The following is a 21,063-nucleotide window of genomic DNA, read 5'->3' on the forward strand; positions in this document are numbered from 1 at the left end:
TTTACGCCGGAATTTTGTCAATCTTAGGCATACGTGACCAGACGCGGTGCGCCGCCATTAGCGTTAACAGTTCATCCATAAAACTACCGTCGGCGCTGTCGGCTTCCACAACCCCTTCTTCACCTTTGTCATCCACCTTAATTGTCGCTTTGAACTTGCGGGCGTCTCCCGCCAGCGCAATCGGTTTAAGGTGTTTGTAGGCTTCCATCAGGTAATAGTTCGCATCGCCGTTGTCTGCGATATCCGCAATATTACCGCAAGGGACAATGACCGCATCCACCGTCAGCGAAGGCGCTCCGGCAAAGGTAGCAGCAATTGGCAATACTGTGCCGTCATCGGTGGTCACTTCGCCCATCCGTGAATAAAGCAGTTTGGCATGAACGCCTTTGGCTTTCAGCGCCTTGAGAATGGCCAGCAGGTCTGCCGATCTCACTTCATCATTAAGCAAAATCGCTACCACACGGCCTTTGACATCACCGTCAGGAATGGCATACAGGCTTAATGTTGGGGCATTTTTCAGACCGTTGATGTCTGGTGGTGGGGTAATATTCAGTTGTTCATCAGTCAGTTCGATACCGAGATTTTCAGCCACAGCCTGCGCCAGAGTGAGATCGATATGTGCCAGTTGATCAACGACGCGTTCACGAATATACGGACGAGCAACTTTGCTCAATTCAAAGCTGAAAGCGTCGATAATGTGGCGCTGTTCAAACGGCGTCTGGCTTAGCCAGAACAGACGCGGATGGGAATAATATTCACCAAACGATGGGCTACGCTCGCGGACTTTGTTGCCTTCAACACGTTCCTGGTATGATTCAAATCCGCCGCGTTTCGGCCCCGGCGGTGTTTCGCGCGGCCAGTTGTCGTTGATCGAGTTTGGTTCGTAGTTTGCCGGATTGGTGTCGATTCCCATGCGGTGCATGCCGTCACGCTGGAAATTATGGTAAGGGCAGATCGGGCGGTTAATCGGAATTTCATGGAAATTTGGCCCACCAAGACGACTAATTTGTGTATCGGTATAAGAGAACAAACGCCCCTGCAATAACGGGTCGTTGGTGAAATCCAGACCGGGGACAATATGCCCTGGATGGAAAGCTACCTGTTCGTTTTCGGCAAAGAAGTTATCCGGGTTGCGGTTAAGCACCATTTTGCCGACGCGCTGTACTGGCACCAGTTCTTCCGGAATAAGTTTGGTTGGATCGAGAAGGTCGAAATCAAACTTGAATTCGTCTTCTTCCGGGATTAACTGGAAGCCCAGTTCGTATTCCGGGAAATCGCCTGCTTCAATGGCTTCCCACAGCTCACGGCGGTGGAAGTCCGGGTCACGTCCGGTGAGTTTCTGCGCTTCATCCCATACCAGCGAGGCTTTACCTGCCAGTGGTTTCCAGTGGAAACGCACAAACGTCGCTTTCCCTTCGGCGTTAATCAGGCGGAAAGTGTGGATGCCGAAACCTTCCATCGTACGGTAGCTGCGCGGGATCCCGCGATCCGACATCGCCCATATCACGTTATGCAGCGTTTCCGGTTGCAGGGAAACATAATCCCAGAATGTGTCGTGGGCGCTACCTCCCTGTGGGATCGCCCAGTGCGGTTCCGGTTTTACCGCATGAACAAAATCGGGGAATTTATGCGCATCCTGAATAAAGAAGATCGGCGTGTTGTTGCCGACAAGGTCAAAAATACCCTCTTCAGTATAGAATTTGGTGGCAAAACCGCGGATATCACGCACGGTATCTGCCGAGCCAGCACCACCCTGAACGGTAGAGAAACGGACAAATACTGGGGTGATTTTGTTCGGGTCAGACAGGAAGTCGGCTTTGGTAATATCGCTTAAGTTTTTATACGGCTGGAAATAACCATGAGCCGCAGATCCTCGCGCATGAACAATACGCTCCGGGATACGCTCATGGTCAAAGTGAGTGATCTTCTCGCGCAGAATAAAATCTTCCAGCAGCGTTGGACCACGGCTACCGGCACGCAGTGAGTTTTGATCGTCAGCGATGCGCACGCCCTGATTGGTGGTCAGCGCATAATTTTCACTACCTTTACGTACATCTTGCAGGGAATTGAGTTTTTCATTACGCGTATCAGGGGCTTTCAGACTGCCTGGCGCGGTCGGCTGCGCGCCTGGCGGGGTCGGTTCAGCCGCTGGGCGATGAGAGCCGTCCTCAGGTGCCAGTGAGTCCATTCCTGGTTTCGCTTCGTTCGAGTCGTGCAGGGGGGACTGGTGCTGATGTGGGGTCTTTTCGTTATGTTGCGACATTGAACTCGTCTCCTTATTTCATTGCTGAAAGGGCCGCTTTTTTGGTCAAAAAACCCTCTAACTATAGACCATCGGGGATGTCTCGCTCTGGAGGTGGTGTCGGCGAAAGTATTTGAAGATGTACGCAAAGCAGGACGGACGTGGGCTAAATCGGCTAAACTACATTTTTTCTGATTTTTAATATGCGTTTAGTGAAGCCAGTAATGAAGAAACCGCTACGTCAGCAAAACCGCCCGATTATTAGCTATGTCCCGCGCACGGAACCTGCGCCGCCGGAGCATGCAATTAAAATGGATTCGTTTCGTGATGTCTGGATATTACGTGGCAAATATGTAGCGTTTGTTCTGGTGGGGGAGTCATTCTTGCGCTCACCGGCGTTTAGTGTGCCGGAGGCGGCCCAGCGCTGGGCGAATCAGATTCGACAAGAGAATGAGGTCGAAGAGTAAAAAAACGCCTGTCGGGATGACAGGCGTTTTGCGTTATAAGCCAGGGTTAACGGTGAGCCAGTTCGGCGTCATCTTCGCTATCCAGAATGGATTTATCGGTCTGCTTCAGCCACTGGCTGGTCAGTGTACCTGCGGTCATAGAACCGCTGACGTTCAGTGCCGTACGGCCCATATCGATAAGTGGTTCAACGGAAATTAACAATGCCACCAGCGTTACCGGCAAGCCCATTGCAGGGAGTACAATCAGTGCGGCGAATGTTGCACCGCCACCAACGCCTGCAACACCTGCTGAACTCACAGTGACGATACCAACGAGTGTCGCAATCCACATTGGGTCTAGCGGATTAATGCCAACAGTAGGCGCAACCATCACTGCCAGCATTGCCGGATACAGCCCGGCACAGCCGTTTTGACCAATGGTCGCGCCGAAAGAGGCGGCGAAACTGGCGATGGATTCAGGAACACCCAGACGACGCGTTTGTGCTTCTACATTCAGCGGAATAGACGCAGCACTGGAGCGGCTGGTGAAGGCAAACGTCAGCACTGGCCATACTTTACGGAAGTATTTCAGCGGGCTTACGCCATTAATGCCCAGCAGAATGCCATGCACTGCAAACATAATGATAAGACCGAGGTAGGACGCGACAACGAAGCTACCCAGTTTAATGATGTCTTGCAGGTTGGAGCCAGCAACGACTTTGGTCATCAGTGCCAGAACGCCGTATGGCGTCAGTTGCATGACCAGGCGAACCAGTTTCATCACCCAGCTTTGCAGCGTATCGATAGCGGTTAAGACTCGTTCACCTTTCGGCGCATCATCTTTCAGCAGTTTCAGTGCTGCAACGCCCAGGAAAGCCGCAAAAATTACCACGCTGATAATTGACGTCGGATTGGCACCGGTCAGATCGGCAAACGGGTTTTTCGGGATAAAGGACAAGACAAGCTGCGGAACGCTCAGGTCAGAGACTTTACCGACATAGTTGCTTTCGATAGCGTTCAGACGCGCAGTTTCAGCGCCACCCTGAACCAGCCCCTCAGCTGTCAGACCAAACAGATTAGTGACCAGTACACCGACCAGCGCCGCAATCAGCGTGGTAAACAGTAGCGTACCAATAGTCAGAAAACTGATTTTGCCTAGTTGAGACGCGTTATGCAGACGGGCAACCGCACTTAAAATGGAGGCAAATACCAGCGGCATGACGATCATTTGCAGTAGCTGAACATAGCCGTTACCGACAATGTTAAACCACTGAACAGAATCTTTAAGTACCTGGCTGTCAGAACCATAAATGGTATGCAGGGCAAGGCCAAAAACCACCCCCATCACCAGACCTACCAGCACTTTTTTGGCCAGACTCCACTGTTTGTGGCGGGTTTGGGCCAGCGCAAACAGCAGCACAACGAACACTATGATGTTCGCAATTAATGGAAAGTTCATCCCCGTTCTCCTGATCTTATTATTTCTATCGCTACGCAGTAGCCATAGTGTTGAAGCAAGATTAACAGAACTGTGAGCTGGCTCTTATATTCAAATGGAATGGCTTATTCCAGAAAAGCGATTTTTGTTTTTTTAGTATTCAACCTGATGCTTAATAAGGCGATGAAACTCGATCTGCAAGGTATTAATCATTTGCGATGACCAACGCACGGCACTGTTTTCGGGCAGTGAATGGGGCATCCACACTGACCAGACAAACAACGCCATGCAGAGAAAACGTTCTAACTGGTTGCCTTTTTGTGGAACCAGAATTGGTAGACGGAAACGCCATCGGCACGGCCAGAGTAGGGGAACGCCAGCAGGGGTCAGCATATCAGCAAGGATATGACTCAAATAACCGAGAACCATACCTTGCAGAGCATCAGCTGGAATAAACCAGCTTTCCGGAACTTTCAGATAAAAGGTCGCCAGTAGAGCAAACACCGCCAGCAGACTGTGGGTGAAGCCACGGTGACCAAAAGCGCGGGCAATGGGTTTTGATATCCACTTTAATCGCTGCCCAAGAAACGACTTTGGATGGTCAATATCCGGTAACAGACAAGTTAATATTGCGGAAGGGACAATATGCCACCAGTCACCCTGTGCCAGCACGGGTGTAAGCTCGGCATTTTTAGCAAACACCGCACAAGCAATAGAAAAGAGGAGGTGACCTTCCGCCGTCATGATAAAACTCACTAAACTGTCGATACGTACAGTATAGGGTTTTTGTACAGTGCGCGGAAGTGGTGACGGTGTAACTCTTCATCATAATATGATGATAAAATCATCAGTTGAACGTGATTTCAGATAAGCAACCAGGGGCCGTGTCACCACGCCCCTTTTTATTAGCCGAGGAGGTCTTTCGCGGTGAGTTCTGTCAAGGATGAAAGTTTTACATTCGCCAACACAAAACGTGGATCATTTTGCGCTTCTGGTGCAGGAACGACGATGGAGCGCATTCGTGCTGCCTTCGAGGCGATCATGCCATTAACAGAGTCTTCCAGCGCCACGCAGGCGATTGGGTCAACGCCCAGTTTTGCTGCGCAGTCGAGATAAACCTGCGGATGTGGCTTGCTATAAGGCAATTTTTCGGCGGAGGCGAGGGCATCGAAACTGTCACGTAGGTCAAACATGGCCAGCACTTTTTCAAGCATATGCAGCGGTGACGCTGAAGCCAGGCCAACCAATAAGCCCTGCGCTTTACATAAAGCAACGGCTTCACGCACGCCAGGCAGTAATGGACGCGTCTCTTCAACCACCGAAATGGCACGGGCAATTACCCGATCGACCACTTCCTGACGACTCGGCCCATTCCACGGTTGCCGGGCATACCACAGATCAACCACCATATCGATGCGTAAACCTAAGGTGTCCGGTAGCTCATTACGACGGGAGATGTCCACCCCCAGGCTTGCCATCACATCCAGTTCGGCCCGATCCCATAATGGTTCGGAATCGATAAGTAATCCATCCATATCAAAAATTGCAGCAAGAATCTGTCGTGGGGTTGACATTACAACCTCTCCTTTAGAGCATTATGTGTAAGGTATTAAGCAGTGCTTATGATTAAGCGCCTATCATATCGCCTTTAAAGAATGGGCGAAAACAGATATCTACAGGTAAACTAAGTGAATCGACGCGTCTTAATCAAGGAGAACTCATGACGTATCAACAAGCTGGACGCATTGCTATTTTGAAAAGGATTTTCGGTTGGGTGATTTTTATACCAACACTTGTTTCCACGTTGATTTCCTTGCTGAAGTTTATGAATATCCGGCAAGAAACCCAGGAAGGCATTAATGCGGTAATGCTCGACTTTGCCCATGTCATGATCGATATGATGCAAGCGAATACGCCTTTTTTGAATCTGTTCTGGTATAACTCGCCGACGCCCAATTTTAATGGTGGTGTGAACGTTATGTTCTGGGTGATCTTTATCCTGATTTTTGTCGGTCTGGCGTTGCAAGACTCTGGAGCACGCATGAGTCGTCAGGTGCGCTTCTTGCGCGAAGGCGTTGAAGATCAACTCATTCTGGAGAAGGCTAAAGGGGAAGAGGGGTTAACGCGTGAACAGATCGAGTCGCGCATTGTCGTTCCACGCCATACTATCTTCACGCAGTTTTTTTCACTCTATATCCTGCCGGTAATTTGTATTGCTGCGGGATACGTGTTCTTTTCTCTGCTCGGTTTCATTTAATACAAAGGCCGCGCGGTGCGGCCATTATCATCGACTCCCGTCACGCGGCTAACAATCTATCCAATGATTGTTGAGCAATAACCAGATGTTGACCACCAAACAACCTTGCACGGTTTAGCAAAGTGTAAAGCTGGTAAATCGGTTGGCGTTCGAGGAAATCGATCGGTAGCGGTGACACTGATTGATAACCATCATAGATTTGCGGAGGCTGTTCGGTATGTAGCGGCAACATCGCCAGATCGCACTCTCTGTCGCCCCAGTAACAAGCAGGGTCGAAAATATACGGACCATTCGGACCTAGCGCACAATTCCCTGACCATAGATCGCCGTGTAACAGTGATGGTTGCGGCTGATGTGAGGCCAGGCGCTGCTGGATATGCTCGACGATGGCGTCGATATTGCCGAAGGCGATCCCTTTTTCTGCTGCCAGCTCCAGTTGCCAACCAATCCGTTGTTCAGCAAAAAACGTTGACCAACGGCGTTGCCAGGTATTGGGTTGAGGGGTAGTAGAAAGGGCGTTATCGAAATCGAGGCCAAATTGTGGCTGGTCGCTCCATTGATGTAGATGCGCAATTTGCTGCCCTAAAATAAAGGCGTTATGTGCATCCAACGGCCGAGGAGGGAGATAATCCATCACTAGAAAACTGTAGTCACGGTCAGCGCCAACTGCCCACACCCGGGGTACGGTGACGGTTTTACTGCGAGACAATAACTCCAGTTGGTCGGCTTCGGCGGTAAAACCGGGAAGCAATTCTCTTTCATCACATTTGACGAAAAAGTCACGTCCTGCATAGCGCAAATGCCATGCGGCATGGACTTCCCCGCCAGGCAGTTCATTACGCAGTTCGATTTCGCCTTCACCTAACTGCTCGCTCAAAAGACGACTGATTACCTGCCACATGATGTCTCTCCCATGCTGTCTGCCAGATCATAAGGTTAGCGCAAGAATAAGGTGTAAAAACACGAGCTAACGCACACCACAGACTGATTATTGCCCAAAAATCTTTATTTGTTGCTATTCCATTCCTCCCAGGTTGTGATCCTTATCTCGGGGTCTTTGCCTGTAGCACTCTGGGCGAGTCCGGCAACGAGTTCTCTTATCTCATCTTCGTTTTGCGTACTGATAAGTCCAAAGGTATTCGTCCCGAGTTCATGGATATTCCCATCATCGTCTGTCATGGTCAGTGAAAAGCCATCGCGTGTCAGAAAGTTATTTAACTCATTAATTTCAGTTAATGTATCTTCATGCAACATGACGGTAATGACATAACGGACAAGATCGCCACCAGCCATAATTCACCTCTTTGTTATCACGTGATTTTTTAGCATAGTCGCAGAAACGCATTGCCGACAGGTTTGTGGTGATTCCCCCAACCGATGGGGGAATGTCTCGATTAGCGGGAAAGGTAAGCGTAAATTTTTTGTGTATCGTCATGGGAGCACAGGCGTGTTCCTTGATTGAGTGTTGCGGCACTACCGGCAGCCACGCCAAAACGAACCATTTCATCAAGCGAGGCATTTTCTGCCAGCTTCAGCGTCATAGCCCCAACCATACTGTCGCCAGCACCGACGGTACTTTGGCTTTTTAGCGGCGGTGGCACAACCTGAATACAGTTTTCGCTATCTACCCCCAACGCTCCTTGTGGACCAAGGGAAACGACGACCCGTTTGGCCTTACCACTATTAACAATTTCCTGCGCGGCTTTACGCACATCATCGGGTTGAGTGAGTTCGCGACCTACCAGTGCGCTGAGTTCTTTTTGGTTAGGTTTAACTAACTCGATATTGCCAATCGCCAGTGCTGCGCTTAAGGCTTCGCCGGAACTGTCGACGATGCAGCGTATTCCTTGTTTTTGCGCAGCAGAAATAAGCTGCGTTAACTTTTCCAGTTTCACGCCTGGTGGCAGGCTTCCACTAATAACCAGAATAGCCCCTGACTCGATTTCCAGAACTTGTTCTTCAAGTTGACGAAATTCATCTTCGCATAAAGCTGCGCCGGGCATGACAAAGCGATACTGCTCACCGCTGGATTCCACATGTACATGCAGATTCTGGCGGGTCCAGTCCTTCGCTTCGACAGTGGCAACAGGGACATTTTCATCGGCCAGCAGAGCGACGAGATGTTCGCCGGTCGCGCCGCCGGCCGGGAATATAGCCGTCGCGCTCCCGCCCAGATGAGCAATAGCGCGAGCGACATTAATACCGCCACCACCTGGTTCAAACACGGGGGCAGTACAGCGCAGTTTTCCTTCGGGGTAAATTTGCGGGCTAATTGTTGCGCTATCGAGAGAGGGCGCAAGTGTCAACGTATAGATACGTACCATCATTTCCTCCTATAGGCTGATTTCAGTCTGGCACTGAATCAGTGGAAAGTGAAGGAATTAACAATATGATTTATTAGATATTTATATAAAATTAATAAGGTAAAGATATATAAATAAATATCTGTTTTCGCAACGCGCTTATTCAAAAAATGAAATAAGAAGTCATTGCTAAGTTTTTCACTCCTTTTTATAATTTGTCACCTTTCCAGGGACGCTACTCTTTGATCCTTAAGAAAGTTTCCGGGACCGCGATGGTCTCTTTTTTTGTTGTACGGACTTTTAATAAATGAAGCTTTTGAAGACAGTTCCTGCCATCGTTATGTTGGCGGGGGGTATGTTTGCGTCTCTGACTGCAACTGCCGATGATTCCGTTTTTACTGTCATGGACGATCCTGCCAGCGCAAAAAAACCTTTCGAAGGTAATCTGAATGCAGGTTACCTTGCACAATCAGGCAACACGAAAAGTTCCTCACTGACGGCTGATACCACTATGACCTGGTATGGGCAGACGACTGCCTGGTCGCTGTGGGGAAATGCCAGCAATACTTCTTCTAATGATGAGCGTTCTTCGGAAAAATATGCAGTTGGTGGGCGTAGCCGTTTTAATTTAACTGATTATGACTATCTGTTTGGTCAGGCAAGTTGGCTGACAGACCGTTATAACGGCTATCGGGAACGAGATGTATTGACTGCGGGTTATGGTCGCCAGTTTTTAAATGGCCCTGTACACAGCTTCCGCTTTGAATTCGGTCCTGGCGTGCGTTACGATAAATATACCGATAATGCCAGTGAAACGCAGCCGCTGGGGTATGCCTCCGGAGCCTATGCGTGGCAGTTGACCGACAACGCTAAATTTACCCAGGGTGTATCGGTTTTTGGTGCTGAAGACACTACGCTGAACTCGGAAAGCGCATTAAATGTTGCCATCAATGAACATTTTGGTCTGAAGGTGGCCTACAACGTTACATGGAACTCTGAACCGCCTGAGTCTGCGCCGGAACATACTGATCGCCGCACCACGTTATCGCTGGGCTACAGGATGTAATAATGTGCCGGACCGTGTTATGCGGTCTGGCTGCATTGTTTGTTGATAGCGCATCACCATTCAGCCCCAAATCATCGCTGCCCAGCGCAGCAACAGCATCGCGCCGCAAATAGACAGCAGGACGACCACCATCTTCCAGTGTTTTTTGTTGAAACGTTTTGTCGGCATGCGTTTTTCCAGGGGATTTCCAGTCTTCAATAATCGAGTGTAACAAAAGGGTCAGGTGTTGCCTGTATTGATTTATATCATATCAAACATGATGATTGTCGCTTTGCCCGATAACAATTACCGTGTAAACTGCCAAGCGGTATTATCAGAAAGTGGGTGTAGGTCTGGCATCGCCAATCAGCATGCTGTGACATATTTCGCAGAGTGAAGCGGGAATCAGCCCAAACCTTTTTGATAAATTTCATATGAATCTTTGTATGTGATCTTTCGTGTAAGTAACATCAGAGATTTCATTGCATTCACTCTTGTTTCTGCCTGTTTCATACATCCCGCGCCACACCTTGATTTTCTGGATTTATCTGTTTCAAATTAGTTCATCTCAATCGTTCTCGTGTCGTAAAATTTGTGTACCAAATTGTGTACCAATTTTGACGATGACGAACAGGTATTAGGATGGCACTCAACGATACAAAGCTGCGACGTATATCCGGAAAAGCATATGAGGGACCTGAGGAGATAGCTGACGGAGGCGGACTTTCTGTCAGGATCAGCCCGAAGGGACTTATCACCTTTCAATACCGCTATCGTTTCAATGGAAAACCCGCCAGGTTAAAGCTCGGAACGTACGGGAAGATGTCGCTTAAGGAAGCTCGCGATGCATTGGAGGAGTGTAAAGGGTGGTTGGAGAAGGGTAAAGACCCAGCCATGCAAAGGAAGAAAGCTAAAGATATTGCATCAAGTTCCCCAAGCATCAGTACCCTAGTTGACGAGTGGTTTGATACTCCTTCAGTAAAAGAGATGGTGAAGTACGAATACTGGAAGCGGATGCTGAAACTTCACATCACCGACAATTACGGTAAGCTGATTGCAGATGAAATGAGTCCTGTAGAGTGGGAGCAAATATTCATTCGCATAACAAAAGGTGGGTCACCCGTACAGGCGGGAAATGTACTGGTGAAGATGAAGCAAGTGATCCGCTATGCGTTACGCAGAAAACGCATAACATCAAATTCACTGATGCTTCTTGAGATTAATGATATCGGCAGTAGACCTAATAATGGCGAACGTTTTCTTAACGATGTTGAGATAGGCGCATTCTGGAATGCCATCGACAAAACGAAAATGTCGTGGCAAAACAAAATGTTTATTCGAATTGTTGCGTTAACTGGTTGTCGTGGTGTTGAATTGCGGTTGGCTAAGAAGACTGATTTTGATCTGAAGTCTAGAGAATGGACTATACCGAAAGAGAACTCAAAAACGCGTAAGCGATTTGTTCGCGGTATTTCAAAACTCGCAGCAGATTATTTGCAGCAGGTATTTGATCTATACCCTCATCTGTCAATCGTATTTCCTCCGGCTAAGTTACAGGAAAATCGCCCAATGTCTGCCAGCACCCTAATTTCTATTGCAGAACAGGTAGAAGATGTTATGGGGGGCGAGCACTGGTCATTGCACGATCTGCGCAGAACGTGCAAAACAAAAATGGCTGAACTTGGAGTAGCACCTCATGTTTCGGAGAAAATTCTCGGGCATAAGCTCACGGGGATGCTGGCTGTTTATGACCAGTATGACTACATCCCCGAGCAGCAGGACGCAGCAGAATTATGGGCTAAGAAAATTCAAGAGTGTTCGGAAATCAATCCTTTATCTTTGCAAAACTGAATAACTTCCTTGTAGCGAAAGAGGGCGCCGCCTTTCGGTGGGTGGATTTCTTCCACTTCCCGAGGGAATGGTGTCCCTGATTGCTCCCACTGTTTACGCTTCCGGTAAAAAGTAGTTCTGGAGATACCACCAAGCATCTCCTGAACACGCTCGCGGTTTATTAGAATCGGCTGAATATTGATTGTCATTTGTATGGTTTCTCCATAAAGAAATAAACCGTTCAGTGGCGGTTATTGTCGGTTGCGGTAGATCTGGCGATCTTGAGAAACTGTCAGGCCTCATCGAGTGTGAGGCTGTATGATTCCATAGTTAGTCCTTGCGTAGTTCTCTGATTCTTCTGTAAGTCTCTGGTGCTTTGTTTCCGTGTATCTTCATTTCAGACTTCAACAGAGCAACGAGGGAATCCCATTCGTTGAGGATGCCTTTGAATGCCGGAACGCGCTTTGCAACCTTGTCGAATGAATCTCTGATTTCTGGAATCTGCTCAACAAGTGCAACGCATCGTCGGAAATCGGCTGCGTCATGTGGAGCGCCGAAGTGATGACCATAGATATTCTTTTTCAGTCCACATGCGATTGAGGCAAGAGTTGCGCTACTGATGCCGACATCGCCAGTCGATTGCCATTTCAAAACCTTCATAGCCAAATCTGACATTTCTTGTCTCCATAAAACAAAACCCGCCGTAGCGAGTTCAGATAAAAGAAAACCCGCACTCGGCGGGTTCGCATTCGTTCAAATTGCGCTTACTTCTTGGCGTTCTGTTCATCCATCTCGATATACCATGGTTGCTTCCCTTGGGCAGGTTTAACGACTGCTCGCGATAGTATCTGACGCGCTCCATGAAATACTCGCGTGAGTGCTCAGGTTGCTCTCGTGCTACCTGCTCAGTGATAACAGGTATGTTAAGGCGCTCTCTGTACGCCACGCCTGATGCTGCAAGGTCAACGTTTACCTTGTTCTGTTTTTCTTTCGATTGCTCGGCGATGTTATGCCTGGCATTGTCAACCCGCCTCCTTCTGAACATAACGGTTATAAATCAGTCCCTGAGGGCCATAAGGAAGAGGGATGTGCCACTCCTCTGGTTCAGAAACTATCCATTCCCCGGCCATCTCCGCTGGAAAGGTAATGATAAGTTGTTTGCTAATAAAAGGACCACTCCTCTCAACAACAAGCTTACCATCTTCATTAATAAAAGCGTGGATGTCAGGTGTACTTCCACACTTGGTGATGCAGCGTTTGAACATTTTTTGTCTCCCCATTTTATGGACGGGATCATTATAACACATTGAAATATAGTAATATTTGACGTAGATTCCTTTTGGTCTATGAGCGATTTTTTTATGCCTTTAAGTTATAAAGGCTTGTTTTCATCCCCCATCTTGCTGCGGTGCTACTATTGAAAAGTGCTCACCCCCTTTAGCCCAAATAGTTTTGATAGTTGTCCAACTGACTGGAACCTTGATTTCGATTCTCCCGCTGCAGTCACAAGTTTCGCAATCATCATCACCAAAACATTCCGGGCAGTTAGTGAATACTGTTTCTGAAAACTCACCAGAAAGTGCACCTTTAGCGCCGTTCTCAATAGTTAGTCTCTTCGGCACCATGACCCAACCATCCGGAGTTACCGGAGAGTTGCCAGCCAGTTTACGCAACACAGCCTTAACAGCCTCAATACGGTCATCATCGCAACGTTCCGCCGTATCTACGCGGTCGAGCATGATGATTGCGTTATCAATATCAGGATTGCCAGTCCACTCATTACCGTTATTGAATTCGGCGACCTGGTTACCAGATGCTGGTTGATTGTCGGCTTTACCTTGTCTGTCATCGCTGCATGAATGCCCTTCCAGCCAGGCCAATGCTTGTCGCATGAAATACGCAATATGTTTGCCGTGGTAATCGTCTTCATCGATGTGAAAAGCGATACTGCGGATGTATTCAATTGCGTTTTCAATGGCCTCCGGCGTTATCGGCGCTGACATATTTTGATTTTGGAGTGCCAAGACGCGGCTGGCATCCTCAACACCTTTAACTGCATCTGCGCAGTAGTTATAGCGATTGCATTCCACTAACTTCTGCTTGAGATTTTCAATTGCTTGCGCGATTTTATCCGGCACTGGCGGTTCTGCCCGGCCTTTCCAGCCTTCCCACATGGCAGCCATCATCACGAACCAGGTGTTTCCACAGCCATCTTTTTTGTTATCAAAGAACCAGTCAGCGAACTCTAGGCTCATGCCATTTTGTTCTGCTATTTCATATCGATTATCCATTGTTCATCTCCTTGTTTAGCATGGCGGCGCGGCGTATAGCTTACGGGTCTGAACGCCTTCCCCAAGGCGTTTCTCTCCCTCGGCAAACCATTCGAAAGCACATTCCCCGCAATCTTCCCATTCCCCCCATTCATCATTTTCTGCATCCCACTGGCGATACTGATATGCCACAGGCTCTGCTCCCAGCGATGCCAGCGCAATTTCATAAGCACGGCGCTCAATATTGTCTCTAACGTCCAGGCTACCGATTCGCTCTTTGATTTCTTTAATCAGTTCTTTGTCTGTAAAAGTGTTCATAGGTTATCCTCTAAGTGCCACAACGCGCACTTCCGGGTCAAAGGATGATGAATTTTCATCTGTAATATCAGCGACATGGACTACGAAATCGTTATAGTCACCCTCTGATTGGTCATAGCCCTGCCAGACCACGACAGCCTCAGGAGGCATTTTTCTGAGCTTGCTGATTAACTGCCTCACTGTCAGTGACATATCACTCTCCTTTGATGCGAATGCCAGCGGCGCGGATAGATTTCCATTGTTCCCACATTCGGTTGAAGTCTGTGCCTGATAAGGTTGCGTTACGGTATCCAGTTTCGGTACGCAATCCTTCAAGCGTCGATTTGGAGATACAAATTGAATGCATTACCCATGATTCAAACAAATCACGCTCCCGAGCTTCGCAACTTTGCTTACTCATATATTCGATACGATCAGCCATCGCAGCGCACTCTTCAAAGTTGCTAAATGCCTTTCGCTCCCATTCAGCGCATTGTTTTCTAAGCTCTGCAATCAGCTTGTCTTTGCCTTCCAGCTCAACGCGCAGCTTCCCTACCGTTAGCGCAATATCCTCATTCTCCTGATCGCGGTGTTTGATGTATTGCTGGTTTCTTTCCCGTTCATCCAGAAGCGCCAGCACAATGTGTGGCGTTGTCAGGGACTCAAATTCGGCAACAGCTTGCTCGCCTCGCTTGTAATTCTTAATCCCACCTAAATCTTTCGCGTTCTGCGCCGCCTCACGCAGTGCCTGATAGTCAATCTCGCTCACTGGCTGCCTCCTTTGCTGGGCTTTCTAGCTTCTGAGTGGTTGTATCAAACTCAAACAACTTAACCACGTCATCAAACAGGACATAATCGCCATCAGAATCTTCAGTCATGTCAGCGCCACAATCCTGACCGCGCGAGTCACAACCATCCATATCAAGCTCGTATCGCTTCAGGTTTGCGATATTTGATAAATTCAGCACCAGTACAGCCAGGTCATAAACCTCTTCGGCAGTGACATCGCTGTTCAGTCCCATTTCATGGCGATATATGATTTTTTCTACTCGTTGTTTTGTGATTGTCATTTTTGCTCACCTCCCTGTTCTTCCAGAAAAATACGCATAGCCTCAAGCATCTCTTCGGTGTCATACGGTGACAAGTTGTCACGCAGGATGTGTTCAATGCTATTAATGAACTTGCGGATTGCTTTGCGTTCAATTTCAGTCAGGAAAGCATCAGTGGCTGGAGTGTTTGATTGCAGAGACTTTGCGCGATAGTCATTCCACCCTCTTGCATACATGGGATTAACTTGCACTCCATCTTTTACGCAATATGCCTGCCCTCCACGGTTGATAACCTCGATTTCGTCCATAGCGCCAGACTTCAGCCCCGCATTCTCCGCCGCCAGCGCCGCGCACTTGGCCTCCGCTTCAGCAAATTTACGCACCAGATATTCAGCGTTTGTTTCGTTAACCTTTAAATCACTTGGGATGCATTTACCTTTCAGAAATCCATCCATCTCAATTAGTGACATTTGTTTCATTTCTTCCCACTCCGCCACATCGCATTCAGATATTTGTTTTGATTTACTGATGGAAAAGAATTTCTCTTAAGTAATTCCTCTCTCGATGGCATTGGCTTTACGCGTTGGCGAATAATCATTTCTGCCGGAAGAATGCCGGGATTGTATGCAAGTCCTCTCATGGTAAATTCCTCAGTCATTACTGATAGCGCCATAGCGTGAGCGGTAATTACGCAGGCGCGGGTCAATTTCAGGGAAGTGGGTATATGTGGCTTTGCGGAATGGTCGGATTGATGTCTGGTAAATTCGCTCGCGTTCTTCTTTCTCTGCAAGCCATATACAATGGCGAAATTCCTTTTCCTCTTTCGTTTCCTGCGGTAGCGACATTATCCGGTCGTAGTTTTTCCTGAATTTATCCAGCACCTCCGATACGGAATTGCCGGAACAGCGGCGCACGTCATCCGCACCATACAGAGGCGCTGGCATGATTTTCTCCTGATTAAATTGCGTGAATAGCGTGACGAGGGAAGGGGAGAGTTACTGGTGCAAAGGGTATATCGTCGTCAAAATCCATCGGAGGTTCGTTGTGTTGTGCTGGTGATGATTGCTGCTGTGGCTTCTGTGATTGCCTGCTGGCTGCTTGTTGTTTGCTGTCGCCAATGCCGCCAAGCATTTGCATCACGCCATTAATTCCGACATGAACCTCGGTTGTGTAACGGTCTTGCCCTGACTGGTCTTTCCACTTTCTGGTTCTCAGCATTCCCTCGAAATAAATCTGATCACCTTTTTTCACATACTGCCCCACGACCTCAGCCAGTTTCCCGGATACAGCAACACGATGCCATTCAGTCAATTCCTTTTGCTCGCCAGTATTTTTATCTCGCCATTGTTCTGACGTGGCTATTGTCAGGTTAGCGAACGCTGTTCCTGATGGTGAGTATCGAACTTCCGGGTCTTGTCCTACCCGACCAAGGATAATCACCTTATTTACGCCTCTGCTTGCCATTTATGCCGCCTGTTTTAGTTCGTTAACTCTGATGTTCATTACCTGAACGCATTTAGCCTGCGCCTCCTCGTTGCCAGCCATTAATTGCCAGTCACGCTGATAACGCTCGATGAGTTTTTTCTTGTCAGTTTCTGTTGATGCATAATCGCTGAAGTCTTTCAGGATTTGTTCGCAGTCAACCGATGGAGATTTCTGGTTGGTATTTTCTGGTGATGGTTTGTTATCTGATGCTTGGATTGCCCATCCCGGCAGCGATGGAGGGAGCCAGTAAAATCCTGTTCCATCCTTCAGTTTTGCCCTGTGCCATCCCTGCTTTTTATCGAGAGATGTTTGTGCGAAACCTTCCTCAAGGTTATACAGATACCGACCGATTCCCCATTGAACGGCAGCGCGCTTCATTGCACCGGAACGACCACCTTTGACGGCTTCTACCTGCGTGTTTTCAGCAGCATCCCATTTGGTTACCCATTCGGAATCAATCCTGATTGATATGCCGCATTCAACGCCGCCGTTGTTGGGAATATCGCGGTATTCATTGCGCCATCCTGCTTTGCCACAAACATCGTCAAGGCGTTTCATGATTGCCCGGTTCGTGACATAAGCCAGCACCATAGCCCACACTTTGCCATCGCGTGTTTTACCGCTTTGCTGTATTCGCCATTCGATATCTTCAGGGCTGAATGGCTCATCGAATTTATTCAAATCCATAATTCACCTCAGAATGGACATGGCCCAAGGAAATAACGCTGGTTTAATACTTCGACTCTGGACAAATTAAGGCATACCCGCATTCCTTCGCGGTCACCATTATGGCGATACCAGAGAGCTTTCTGCGTGTACATGCGTCTCTGTAACTTGCTCTCCTTCACAGTGGTTGCAAGTGACATGCATATCTCCTTCGTTACCGATTAATTCTTTCATCTGACGAATGAATTCTTCGTCTGACCAGTTATCTGTAAAACTCATTTCCTGCGATACCATGGAAGGTTGATAGCTGATTTCATCGCTTTATTTGCTTCAAGCCACATTTTTGAATCACCAATAAATCGGGCTATTACTGCTTTGTTTTGTGCAGCACGAAGCATCTGGTGATTAATGGCTATTTCATTGCGCATAAGGCCTCCAGTTGTTTCTTTGCTGCTCTGATTAATTGTTTAACTCGGCGTGATAATTCAGATTCGTGCGGGTAGAAAGCGGACATGACGCCGCTACCCGCGAGCTGAAAGTGCATCATGGGTAACTCCTTCTGTTTGATTGCATAACGAAAACGCCTCGAGTGAAGCGTTATTGGTATGCGGTAAAGCCGCGTTTGGCGGCTTATTTGAAGATTTCTATGAAATCAAGAACTGATGATATTTCGTGGTTGAACGATTTTCTTTTGTATCTTTCTATCGCAGAATCCACCTGGTGTTTATAGTCATCGTCGTTTGAGTATTTAACGAAGCATTCTATTGTCTCAGGCGTTACAGCTATAAGGCTCCACCAACCTTCATCAGATTGATATTCAAATCCCATGCTTTCAAGCCATCCAGCATATTTCCCTCCAGCATCTTGCCAGTGTGTCTTTTCTGCAAGGAAGCTGTTAACCGTCATATGTGCATCAAGGCATTTATCCAACTGTTTACCATTAAGTAGCCATGCGCTGACAGTTGCACATCCCAAATCAACTGATTGAGTAGAGATATTGAATTGGTCGTAATTATCTGGATTAACCAGGATATCTGTAATTTCCATAATTCCTCCGTCATTGGCAGGTGTTAAAGCTGCGCTTGGCAGTTACTCTATTTCTTCTTCGAATGATTTTATTAGTCGGTCAATAACATCATCTGTTTCAATATCATTTCCGTCTGATTGCTTTAATACGTCTATTGATTCTGCGGCGGTAAATTCCATCGCTGTGAGAAACTCGACAATTGCACACTCAACGACATATCGTTCTTCATCTGTACGACATGAGATAAAAGAGCATTTAATTGCTGTTATTACTTTTTGTTTAAGTTCTGCAGGGTAATCAGTTTTTATCATCGCTTACTCCGTCAAAAAAACTGCCCTCACATTGTAGGGCAAAGAAGATTTCCAATAATCAGAACAAGTCGGCTCCTGTTTAGTTACGAGCGACATTGCTCCGTGTATTCACTTGTTGGAATGAATACACAGTGCAGTGTTTATTCTGTTGTTTATGCCAAAAATAAAGGCCACCATCAGGCAGCCTTGTTTTTCTGTTTGTCAAGTTCTCTGGCAATCATTGCCGTAGTTCGTATTGCCCATTTATCGACATATTTCCCATCCTCCATTACAGGAAACATTTCTTCAGGCTTAACCATGCATTCCGATTGCAGCTTGCATCCATTGCATCGCTTGAATTGTCCACACCATTGATTTTTATCAATAGTCGTAGTCATACGGATAGTCCTGGTATTGTTCCATCACATCCTGCGGATGCTCTTCGAACTCTTCAAATTCTTCTTCCATATATCACCTCAAATAAGTGGTTTGCTGCCTAATTTCATTTTCTGGCGACCAACACAAGTCACACCCATTTCGCTGCGTGGCTTGCGGTAGTAAATACGGTTCTGTTTACGCTCGACTTCATCTGCCTTCTTGCAGAGAAGGCTGCCAAGTGATGCTGCTTTGTCTGCTCTGACGCAACCAGAGAGCTTTAGCGCAATCTTCCGCGCCAGTCGCTGTTCATTCATTGCCTGTTCACGTTGAGCCTGTCTGCGTGCTCTGCGGCGATTTCTGGCGTTATCGTCAGCCAGATATGTAATGACTACTGTCATGTTGACCTCCGATGATTGACTTTAGCGGTGACGTGACGGGGGGTGGGAGGTTAACTCCCTGATGCTGTCGCGCTGCTGCACTTCACATCACCCCAAAGCCAACTACTCTTTGGTTCCCGCATTTCGGCGGGACAATCCCATCAATGTTAAAGAGCCTGCCAATCTGTTCCGTTTGGCTACCAGTGTCCTGCTGATGGCTTAAATTTAAGATTTCTTTAATTAATGGTCAAGGGTGTTTTTGAAGAAAACTTAAATTTTATTGTGGGACTTAAGTTTTGCTTTGATTTTTAAAGGAAAGAAAAAAGGGGCGAATGCCCCTTATGGAAGGTTTGCTATTTTTGCATCGACAACTACACCGATGATTTTGCAGTTCCCGTTGATCTCAATCATCGGATATTGTGGGTTAAGTGGTTTTAGAAACTTTCTGCCTGCATCAATAACTAACTTCTTGAAAGTTGCCTCGTTTTCTCCTTCGAGCTTTGCCACTACAAGCTTCCCGTTACGAGGTTCTACTTCAGGATCGACGAGTATTATCATTCCTTCGGGGATGCTGAGACCGGCTGGAGCCGTCATCGAATCACCCTTTACGTCCAGCCAAAACGAATCTTCTGAACAATCTACGGTTGTATCGTACCAGTTATCTATTGCACGCTTATGATATGGCTCTACAGCTTCCATCCAACATCCTGCGCTTACCCAACTAATTAGAGGATACGAACCTCTTGGATCATGCCTGCTGTGATAGGCAATGTTTGAAAGACTATTTTCTCCTTTCAACAAGTAATCAGGGGAGCACTGCAAAGCCTTGGCTAAGGCCAATAGGTTTTCGCCATTGGGCTCCGTTTCAGAACGCTCCCATTGGGAAATAGCAACATTAGACACGCCAACCATCTTGCCAAGGGCAGCCTGCCTAATCTTGAGTTCTTTTCTGCGAGCGCGAATACGCTCACCCATCAGTTGTGTATTCATAGTTAAGATATCTTAAATAAACTTGACTTAAGATTCCTTTGATAGATAATTTAAGTGTTCTTTAATTTCGGAGCGAGTCTATGTACAAGAAAGATGTTATCGACCACTTCGGAACCCAGCGTGCGGTAGCTAAAGCGTTAGGTATTAGCGATGCAGCAGTCTCTCAGTGGAAGGAAGTCATCCCAGAGAAAGACGCCTATCGACTGGAAGTCGTTACAGCTGGCGCCCTGAAGTATCAAGAAAGTGCTTATCGCAAAGCGGCATAAGCAAATTGCTCTTTAACAGTCATGGTCCTCATTCCCGCCGAAATGCGGGAATACAACGCGCATCAGTTGGTGCGTATAACTTCTTATTTGTTAAGGAAATACTTACATATGCAACTTACAAGTACTCGCAAGAAAGCGAATGCAATTACAAGCAACATCCTAAATCGAATTGCTGTACGTGGTCAGCGAAAGGTTGCTGATGCATTAGGGATTAATGAATCGCAAATTTCGCGATGGAAAGACAGCTTTATCCCAAAGATGGCCATGCTTCTGGCTGTGCTGGAGTGGGGTGTTGAAGACGAGGAATTAGCGGAGCTGGCAAAGAAAGTAGCCATGGTGCTGACAAAAGAAAAGCCTCAAGACTGCTGCAACAGTTTTGAGGCCTGATGATGTAGAAAGACTGGATC

At 47.4% G+C, this 21,063-nt stretch carries 33 protein-coding genes and 2 pseudogenes; 6 read left to right on the forward strand and 29 right to left on the reverse strand.

Annotated features, from left to right (window positions below; all coding sequences use genetic code 11):
* Nucleotide 1 precedes the first annotated feature (1 nt).
* A complete protein-coding gene (katE, locus tag FEK43_RS12975; RefSeq protein WP_135406932.1) occupies nt 2-2,263 on the reverse strand; it encodes a catalase HPII in 2,262 nt (753 codons plus the stop codon).
* A 182-nt stretch (nt 2,264-2,445) separates the two neighbouring features.
* Between katE and cedA the strand changes: the two genes are divergently transcribed.
* Nucleotides 2,446-2,709 carry a cell division activator CedA gene (gene cedA, locus FEK43_RS12980; protein ID WP_130208300.1) on the forward strand — a complete coding sequence of 88 codons (264 nt, stop codon included), beginning with the start codon at nt 2,446-2,448 and terminating at the stop codon, nt 2,707-2,709.
* Nucleotides 2,710-2,755: 46 nt separating this feature from the next.
* Here the strand turns inward: cedA and tcyP are convergent, their stop codons facing one another.
* The 3 genes from tcyP to hxpB form a co-directional block, all read right to left on the reverse strand.
* The gene (tcyP, locus tag FEK43_RS12985; protein WP_064529160.1) at nt 2,756-4,147 is read right to left on the reverse strand and encodes a cystine/sulfocysteine:cation symporter; all 1,392 of its coding nucleotides are present in this window, start codon (nt 4,145-4,147) and stop codon (nt 2,756-2,758) included.
* Between the two features lie 132 nt (nt 4,148-4,279).
* A complete protein-coding gene (locus tag FEK43_RS12990) occupies nt 4,280-4,870 on the reverse strand; it encodes a metal-dependent hydrolase (RefSeq protein WP_064529159.1) in 591 nt (196 codons plus the stop codon).
* A 161-nt stretch (nt 4,871-5,031) separates the two neighbouring features.
* Nucleotides 5,032-5,700, reverse strand: a complete 669-nt coding sequence (hxpB, locus tag FEK43_RS12995; protein ID WP_135406929.1) for a hexitol phosphatase HxpB — start codon at nt 5,698-5,700, stop codon at nt 5,032-5,034.
* 146 nt (nt 5,701-5,846) lie between these two features.
* Between hxpB and FEK43_RS13000 the strand changes: the two genes are divergently transcribed.
* The gene (locus tag FEK43_RS13000) at nt 5,847-6,383 is read left to right on the forward strand and encodes a YniB family protein (RefSeq protein ID WP_130208294.1); all 537 of its coding nucleotides are present in this window, start codon (nt 5,847-5,849) and stop codon (nt 6,381-6,383) included.
* A gap of 40 nt (nt 6,384-6,423) precedes the next feature.
* Here the strand turns inward: FEK43_RS13000 and FEK43_RS13005 are convergent, their stop codons facing one another.
* From FEK43_RS13005 to pfkB, 3 genes are all read right to left on the reverse strand, one after another.
* Complete coding sequence (locus tag FEK43_RS13005) at nt 6,424-7,284, reverse strand: fructosamine kinase family protein (protein ID WP_130257723.1); 861 nt, start codon at nt 7,282-7,284, stop codon at nt 6,424-6,426.
* A gap of 104 nt (nt 7,285-7,388) precedes the next feature.
* Nucleotides 7,389-7,676, reverse strand: a complete 288-nt coding sequence (gene ghoS, locus FEK43_RS13010) for a type V toxin-antitoxin system endoribonuclease antitoxin GhoS (RefSeq protein WP_130218889.1) — start codon at nt 7,674-7,676, stop codon at nt 7,389-7,391.
* Between the two features lie 101 nt (nt 7,677-7,777).
* Nucleotides 7,778-8,707, reverse strand: coding sequence for a 6-phosphofructokinase II (gene pfkB / locus FEK43_RS13015; RefSeq protein WP_135407260.1), 930 nt, complete (start codon nt 8,705-8,707; stop codon nt 7,778-7,780).
* A 286-nt stretch (nt 8,708-8,993) separates the two neighbouring features.
* On the opposite strand from pfkB, the gene FEK43_RS13020 reads away from it, so the two are divergent.
* Nucleotides 8,994-9,752 carry a YdiY family protein gene (locus tag FEK43_RS13020; protein WP_130208288.1) on the forward strand — a complete coding sequence of 253 codons (759 nt, stop codon included), beginning with the start codon at nt 8,994-8,996 and terminating at the stop codon, nt 9,750-9,752.
* A gap of 60 nt (nt 9,753-9,812) precedes the next feature.
* Here FEK43_RS13020 and yniD read toward each other — a convergent pair whose 3' ends face one another.
* Nucleotides 9,813-9,920, reverse strand: a complete 108-nt coding sequence (yniD, locus tag FEK43_RS13025) for a small membrane protein YniD (RefSeq protein WP_064529152.1) — start codon at nt 9,918-9,920, stop codon at nt 9,813-9,815.
* Between the two features lie 453 nt (nt 9,921-10,373).
* Here yniD and FEK43_RS13030 point away from each other — a divergent pair, with 453 nt between their 5' ends.
* On the forward strand, nt 10,374-11,582 hold the full coding sequence (locus FEK43_RS13030) for a site-specific integrase (protein WP_135406926.1): 1,209 nt from the start codon (nt 10,374-10,376) through the stop codon (nt 11,580-11,582).
* On the opposite strand, the gene FEK43_RS13035 is transcribed toward FEK43_RS13030, so the two are convergent.
* The 21 genes and pseudogenes from FEK43_RS13035 to FEK43_RS13135 form a co-directional block, all read right to left on the reverse strand.
* A complete protein-coding gene (locus FEK43_RS13035; RefSeq protein ID WP_001354056.1) occupies nt 11,540-11,770 on the reverse strand; it encodes a hypothetical protein in 231 nt (76 codons plus the stop codon). The two genes, FEK43_RS13030 and FEK43_RS13035, sit on opposite strands and share 43 nt — an antisense overlap.
* A 121-nt stretch (nt 11,771-11,891) precedes the next feature.
* Complete coding sequence (locus FEK43_RS13040; RefSeq protein ID WP_113375118.1) at nt 11,892-12,236, reverse strand: hypothetical protein; 345 nt, start codon at nt 12,234-12,236, stop codon at nt 11,892-11,894.
* A gap of 89 nt (nt 12,237-12,325) precedes the next feature.
* Nucleotides 12,326-12,606, reverse strand: a pseudogene (locus FEK43_RS13045) (DNA polymerase III subunit theta).
* On the reverse strand, nt 12,584-12,826 hold the full coding sequence (locus tag FEK43_RS13050) for a hypothetical protein (RefSeq protein ID WP_240783021.1): 243 nt from the start codon (nt 12,824-12,826) through the stop codon (nt 12,584-12,586). Before FEK43_RS13050 ends, FEK43_RS13045 begins: the two are co-directional and overlap by 23 nt.
* A gap of 123 nt (nt 12,827-12,949) precedes the next feature.
* Entirely contained in the window at nt 12,950-13,852 is a 903-nt protein-coding gene (locus FEK43_RS23095; RefSeq protein WP_346763259.1) for a hypothetical protein, read from the reverse strand.
* A 165-nt stretch (nt 13,853-14,017) separates the two neighbouring features.
* Nucleotides 14,018-14,149, reverse strand: a pseudogene (locus tag FEK43_RS23100) (hypothetical protein); the annotation flags it as partial.
* Nucleotides 14,150-14,152: 3 nt separating this feature from the next.
* Entirely contained in the window at nt 14,153-14,341 is a 189-nt protein-coding gene (locus FEK43_RS13065; RefSeq protein WP_130210597.1) for a hypothetical protein, read from the reverse strand.
* A 1-nt stretch (nt 14,342) separates the two neighbouring features.
* Nucleotides 14,343-14,897, reverse strand: coding sequence for an ead/Ea22-like family protein (locus FEK43_RS13070; protein WP_135406918.1), 555 nt, complete (start codon nt 14,895-14,897; stop codon nt 14,343-14,345).
* Entirely contained in the window at nt 14,884-15,198 is a 315-nt protein-coding gene (locus tag FEK43_RS13075; RefSeq protein ID WP_135406915.1) for a hypothetical protein, read from the reverse strand. The genes FEK43_RS13070 and FEK43_RS13075 overlap by 14 nt, the downstream gene beginning before the upstream one ends.
* Nucleotides 15,195-15,656 carry an hNH endonuclease gene (locus FEK43_RS13080; protein WP_135407257.1) on the reverse strand — a complete coding sequence of 154 codons (462 nt, stop codon included), beginning with the start codon at nt 15,654-15,656 and terminating at the stop codon, nt 15,195-15,197. The genes FEK43_RS13075 and FEK43_RS13080 overlap by 4 nt, the downstream gene beginning before the upstream one ends.
* Nucleotides 15,653-15,817, reverse strand: coding sequence for a DUF2737 family protein (locus FEK43_RS13085; protein WP_001214456.1), 165 nt, complete (start codon nt 15,815-15,817; stop codon nt 15,653-15,655). Before FEK43_RS13085 ends, FEK43_RS13080 begins: the two co-directional genes overlap by 4 nt.
* 10 nt (nt 15,818-15,827) lie before the next feature.
* Entirely contained in the window at nt 15,828-16,121 is a 294-nt protein-coding gene (locus FEK43_RS13090) for a phage anti-RecBCD protein (protein WP_001111315.1), read from the reverse strand.
* Nucleotides 16,122-16,134: 13 nt separating this feature from the next.
* Nucleotides 16,135-16,641 (reverse strand): single-stranded DNA-binding protein, encoded by a 507-nt coding sequence (ssb, locus tag FEK43_RS13095; protein WP_000168274.1) that lies wholly within the window; start codon nt 16,639-16,641, stop codon nt 16,135-16,137.
* Nucleotides 16,642-17,349, reverse strand: a complete 708-nt coding sequence (locus FEK43_RS13100; protein ID WP_135406912.1) for a Rad52/Rad22 family DNA repair protein — start codon at nt 17,347-17,349, stop codon at nt 16,642-16,644.
* Between the two features lie 254 nt (nt 17,350-17,603).
* A complete protein-coding gene (kil, locus tag FEK43_RS13105) occupies nt 17,604-17,756 on the reverse strand; it encodes a host cell division inhibitory peptide Kil (RefSeq protein ID WP_001243355.1) in 153 nt (50 codons plus the stop codon).
* A complete protein-coding gene (locus tag FEK43_RS23340; protein ID WP_000972063.1) occupies nt 17,741-17,875 on the reverse strand; it encodes a hypothetical protein in 135 nt (44 codons plus the stop codon). The genes kil and FEK43_RS23340 overlap by 16 nt, the downstream gene beginning before the upstream one ends.
* A gap of 83 nt (nt 17,876-17,958) precedes the next feature.
* Nucleotides 17,959-18,375 carry a hypothetical protein gene (locus tag FEK43_RS13115; protein ID WP_049595117.1) on the reverse strand — a complete coding sequence of 139 codons (417 nt, stop codon included), beginning with the start codon at nt 18,373-18,375 and terminating at the stop codon, nt 17,959-17,961.
* Between the two features lie 42 nt (nt 18,376-18,417).
* Complete coding sequence (locus tag FEK43_RS13120; protein ID WP_000597940.1) at nt 18,418-18,666, reverse strand: hypothetical protein; 249 nt, start codon at nt 18,664-18,666, stop codon at nt 18,418-18,420.
* 176 nt (nt 18,667-18,842) lie between these two features.
* Entirely contained in the window at nt 18,843-19,043 is a 201-nt protein-coding gene (locus tag FEK43_RS13125; RefSeq protein WP_021516164.1) for an antirestriction Ral family protein, read from the reverse strand.
* 78 nt (nt 19,044-19,121) lie between these two features.
* Nucleotides 19,122-19,421 (reverse strand): hypothetical protein, encoded by a 300-nt coding sequence (locus tag FEK43_RS13130; RefSeq protein ID WP_135406909.1) that lies wholly within the window; start codon nt 19,419-19,421, stop codon nt 19,122-19,124.
* Nucleotides 19,422-19,739: 318 nt separating this feature from the next.
* On the reverse strand, nt 19,740-20,390 hold the full coding sequence (locus tag FEK43_RS13135) for a LexA family transcriptional regulator (protein WP_135406905.1): 651 nt from the start codon (nt 20,388-20,390) through the stop codon (nt 19,740-19,742).
* Nucleotides 20,391-20,470: 80 nt separating this feature from the next.
* On the opposite strand from FEK43_RS13135, the gene FEK43_RS13140 reads away from it, so the two are divergent.
* Entirely contained in the window at nt 20,471-20,656 is a 186-nt protein-coding gene (locus tag FEK43_RS13140; RefSeq protein WP_000276886.1) for a Cro/CI family transcriptional regulator, read from the forward strand.
* Between the two features lie 108 nt (nt 20,657-20,764).
* Nucleotides 20,765-21,043, forward strand: coding sequence for a lambda phage CII family protein (locus FEK43_RS13145; protein ID WP_001177649.1), 279 nt, complete (start codon nt 20,765-20,767; stop codon nt 21,041-21,043).
* Nucleotides 21,044-21,063 lie beyond the last annotated feature (20 nt).

The sequence above is a fragment of the Escherichia sp. E2562 genome, assembly GCF_005781075.1.
Lineage (GTDB): Bacteria > Pseudomonadota > Gammaproteobacteria > Enterobacterales > Enterobacteriaceae > Escherichia.

What these genes read in the sequence shown, in the direction of transcription:
- FEK43_RS13035 (WP_001354056.1), bottom strand. Translation starts at nt 11,770, where the DNA reads ATGACAATCAATATTCAGCCGATTCTAATAAACCGCGAGCGTGTTCAG.
- ghoS (WP_130218889.1), bottom strand. Translation starts at nt 7,676, where the DNA reads ATGGCTGGTGGCGATCTTGTCCGTTATGTCATTACCGTCATGTTGCAT.
- FEK43_RS13030 (WP_135406926.1), top strand. Translation starts at nt 10,374, where the DNA reads ATGGCACTCAACGATACAAAGCTGCGACGTATATCCGGAAAAGCATAT.
- FEK43_RS23340 (WP_000972063.1), bottom strand. Translation starts at nt 17,875, where the DNA reads ATGATGCACTTTCAGCTCGCGGGTAGCGGCGTCATGTCCGCTTTCTAC.
- kil (WP_001243355.1), bottom strand. Translation starts at nt 17,756, where the DNA reads ATGCGCAATGAAATAGCCATTAATCACCAGATGCTTCGTGCTGCACAA.
- FEK43_RS13130 (WP_135406909.1), bottom strand. Translation starts at nt 19,421, where the DNA reads ATGACAGTAGTCATTACATATCTGGCTGACGATAACGCCAGAAATCGC.
- tcyP (WP_064529160.1), bottom strand. Translation starts at nt 4,147, where the DNA reads ATGAACTTTCCATTAATTGCGAACATCATAGTGTTCGTTGTGCTGCTG.
- FEK43_RS13020 (WP_130208288.1), top strand. Translation starts at nt 8,994, where the DNA reads ATGAAGCTTTTGAAGACAGTTCCTGCCATCGTTATGTTGGCGGGGGGT.
- katE (WP_135406932.1), bottom strand. Translation starts at nt 2,263, where the DNA reads ATGTCGCAACATAACGAAAAGACCCCACATCAGCACCAGTCCCCCCTG.
- FEK43_RS13115 (WP_049595117.1), bottom strand. Translation starts at nt 18,375, where the DNA reads ATGGAAATTACAGATATCCTGGTTAATCCAGATAATTACGACCAATTC.
- FEK43_RS12990 (WP_064529159.1), bottom strand. Translation starts at nt 4,870, where the DNA reads ATGACGGCGGAAGGTCACCTCCTCTTTTCTATTGCTTGTGCGGTGTTT.
- FEK43_RS13140 (WP_000276886.1), top strand. Translation starts at nt 20,471, where the DNA reads ATGTACAAGAAAGATGTTATCGACCACTTCGGAACCCAGCGTGCGGTA.
- FEK43_RS13100 (WP_135406912.1), bottom strand. Translation starts at nt 17,349, where the DNA reads ATGGATTTGAATAAATTCGATGAGCCATTCAGCCCTGAAGATATCGAA.
- FEK43_RS13145 (WP_001177649.1), top strand. Translation starts at nt 20,765, where the DNA reads ATGCAACTTACAAGTACTCGCAAGAAAGCGAATGCAATTACAAGCAAC.
- FEK43_RS13000 (WP_130208294.1), top strand. Translation starts at nt 5,847, where the DNA reads ATGACGTATCAACAAGCTGGACGCATTGCTATTTTGAAAAGGATTTTC.
- yniD (WP_064529152.1), bottom strand. Translation starts at nt 9,920, where the DNA reads ATGCCGACAAAACGTTTCAACAAAAAACACTGGAAGATGGTGGTCGTC.
- FEK43_RS13090 (WP_001111315.1), bottom strand. Translation starts at nt 16,121, where the DNA reads ATGCCAGCGCCTCTGTATGGTGCGGATGACGTGCGCCGCTGTTCCGGC.
- ssb (WP_000168274.1), bottom strand. Translation starts at nt 16,641, where the DNA reads ATGGCAAGCAGAGGCGTAAATAAGGTGATTATCCTTGGTCGGGTAGGA.
- cedA (WP_130208300.1), top strand. Translation starts at nt 2,446, where the DNA reads ATGCGTTTAGTGAAGCCAGTAATGAAGAAACCGCTACGTCAGCAAAAC.
- FEK43_RS13135 (WP_135406905.1), bottom strand. Translation starts at nt 20,390, where the DNA reads ATGAATACACAACTGATGGGTGAGCGTATTCGCGCTCGCAGAAAAGAA.
- FEK43_RS13125 (WP_021516164.1), bottom strand. Translation starts at nt 19,043, where the DNA reads ATGACTACGACTATTGATAAAAATCAATGGTGTGGACAATTCAAGCGA.
- FEK43_RS13080 (WP_135407257.1), bottom strand. Translation starts at nt 15,656, where the DNA reads ATGAAACAAATGTCACTAATTGAGATGGATGGATTTCTGAAAGGTAAA.
- FEK43_RS13040 (WP_113375118.1), bottom strand. Translation starts at nt 12,236, where the DNA reads ATGTCAGATTTGGCTATGAAGGTTTTGAAATGGCAATCGACTGGCGAT.
- FEK43_RS13050 (WP_240783021.1), bottom strand. Translation starts at nt 12,826, where the DNA reads ATGTTCAAACGCTGCATCACCAAGTGTGGAAGTACACCTGACATCCAC.
- FEK43_RS13005 (WP_130257723.1), bottom strand. Translation starts at nt 7,284, where the DNA reads ATGTGGCAGGTAATCAGTCGTCTTTTGAGCGAGCAGTTAGGTGAAGGC.
- FEK43_RS13065 (WP_130210597.1), bottom strand. Translation starts at nt 14,341, where the DNA reads ATGTCACTGACAGTGAGGCAGTTAATCAGCAAGCTCAGAAAAATGCCT.
- FEK43_RS23095 (WP_346763259.1), bottom strand. Translation starts at nt 13,852, where the DNA reads ATGGATAATCGATATGAAATAGCAGAACAAAATGGCATGAGCCTAGAG.
- FEK43_RS13120 (WP_000597940.1), bottom strand. Translation starts at nt 18,666, where the DNA reads ATGATAAAAACTGATTACCCTGCAGAACTTAAACAAAAAGTAATAACA.
- FEK43_RS13085 (WP_001214456.1), bottom strand. Translation starts at nt 15,817, where the DNA reads ATGAGAGGACTTGCATACAATCCCGGCATTCTTCCGGCAGAAATGATT.
- hxpB (WP_135406929.1), bottom strand. Translation starts at nt 5,700, where the DNA reads ATGTCAACCCCACGACAGATTCTTGCTGCAATTTTTGATATGGATGGA.
- FEK43_RS13075 (WP_135406915.1), bottom strand. Translation starts at nt 15,198, where the DNA reads ATGACAATCACAAAACAACGAGTAGAAAAAATCATATATCGCCATGAA.
- pfkB (WP_135407260.1), bottom strand. Translation starts at nt 8,707, where the DNA reads ATGGTACGTATCTATACGTTGACACTTGCGCCCTCTCTCGATAGCGCA.